Source organism: Moorena sp. SIO4A1 (assembly GCF_010672065.1).
Lineage (GTDB): Bacteria > Cyanobacteriota > Cyanobacteriia > Cyanobacteriales > Coleofasciculaceae > Moorena.
On record NZ_JAAHHX010000717.1, the window covers coordinates 1 to 1,448 of the forward strand.

At 40.0% G+C, this 1,448-nt stretch carries 3 protein-coding genes; all 3 read right to left on the minus strand.

The genetic code is table 11. The features are described from left to right. Window positions 1-300 precede the first annotated feature (300 nt). The gene (locus F6K53_RS42245) at window positions 301-468 is read right to left on the minus strand and encodes a hypothetical protein (protein ID WP_293086472.1); all 168 of its coding nucleotides are present in this window, start codon (window positions 466-468) and stop codon (window positions 301-303) included. A 469-nt stretch (window positions 469-937) separates the two neighbouring features. Further along, window positions 938-1,129, minus strand: a complete 192-nt coding sequence (locus tag F6K53_RS42250; protein ID WP_293086475.1) for a hypothetical protein — start codon at window positions 1,127-1,129, stop codon at window positions 938-940. Beyond that, window positions 1,126-1,263, minus strand: a complete 138-nt coding sequence (locus F6K53_RS42255; RefSeq protein ID WP_293086477.1) for a hypothetical protein — start codon at window positions 1,261-1,263, stop codon at window positions 1,126-1,128. The genes F6K53_RS42250 and F6K53_RS42255 overlap by 4 nt, the downstream gene beginning before the upstream one ends. Window positions 1,264-1,448: the final 185 nt, after the last annotated feature.

Below are 1,448 nucleotides of genomic sequence, written 5' to 3' on the forward strand. Positions count from 1 at the left end.
ACATGAGTAACGTTAAGTTAAACTTATCCGGGGCACCCAGGAACTCCTTGGGCACTGTCAGCGGCTTGATGGCCTCCGACATACTTGTTTTTTCTCCTTTCTACTGTCTTTTGGTAGTATAAGGTAAAATGGCTAAATCATAAAGATTTGTTAAGATTAGAACTTCTAATCAGAAACTAAAGTCAATTTCAGGAAAATCACTCTCGTCACCAGGGGAGCCCCTCCCCACTCGCGCTTTGCATCAAGAAAGCTCGTTGGTTAAAACAAGTAGCTCGGTTACTCAAAATAATCCGGTCAATCCTATGGGGGGTTTTCAGAGCTACCTTCACGCACCAGACAGACTTCCTTTCGACTCACCATACAGATAACGTCCTGTGAAGCTCCCTCGTTGAGTTCCGCTTCAATCAGGTTAACCACTACCCCTGCCAACTTTTCCAAGTTGCTTAAATCACCGGTTGGGATCGCCAAACAACGGAAATCAAAATCAGTTTCTCAATGTTGAGCCTGTACTGCCAACAGCTCACCCATTGGAACCATCTCTGGTAAATAAACAAATAGTGGATAATCACCGATTAGATTGTCCCGGACTCAAGAAACACGAACAACTATTAACGTTTGGCATTCTTTACTTTCAGTATGAAGTATTATAGCCATCAACATTTTTTTTGCGTAAGTATAACGAATAATGCTTCATATCAAAACCGCTTCATTATTGAATGTTTAGTACATTTTATTGTATTTATTAAATCTGTATAAAACTATATTTTATAAATATTAAATAGGAAATTTTATAGATAAACTAGGTAGTTTAAATTATGGTGATTGAGCAAGTTTTTAGTCAAGCATAAGTGAGACAATAACAAGCCTATTTTATCCTTGAGCCTTAATACTTGATACTTCATACTTTATCCTTGATACCCTGTACTAATATAGCAATTTAATACCGGTATATCTTACTAATGGAGCACATAATCTGTTTCCCTTGATAGTTCCGCTGTTTCTGTGTAATCCAATAGAAATGTCCAAGTAATACTGCCAAACAGCGATGAATTACCATCGGATGCCAACCCATTTGTTCAAATAGGGGTTCAGATGGGTCAAACAAACGTAACCATCCCAGCGGTATCACTGAGTGTACGATTTCTTCTTGGGAAGCGATCGCGCTTTAGGCGCGGCTGCCTGTTTAACTGATGTCCACAAAGCTAAGTGGGTAAAGCCTTTATGAAAGTTGCCTATTTCCAAAGGCTTAGTAAAATTCACCATTGGTTAGGCTCGGAGTATACAAACCCCAACCCAATGATGATGTTCGCGAAACTGACTTGCCTGTTGTAACAACGCCCACAGTCTATATTCTGATTTTTATAGAGGCGTGCTGACCAAAGTTGACCTAGCTACTCACCAAGCTGAGTGGGTAGACCCGATTTCAACTAACTATCGTGACCTGACCG

What these genes read in the sequence shown, in the direction of transcription:
- F6K53_RS42255 (WP_293086477.1), bottom strand. Translation starts at nt 1,263, where the DNA reads ATGGTGAATTTTACTAAGCCTTTGGAAATAGGCAACTTTCATAAAGGC.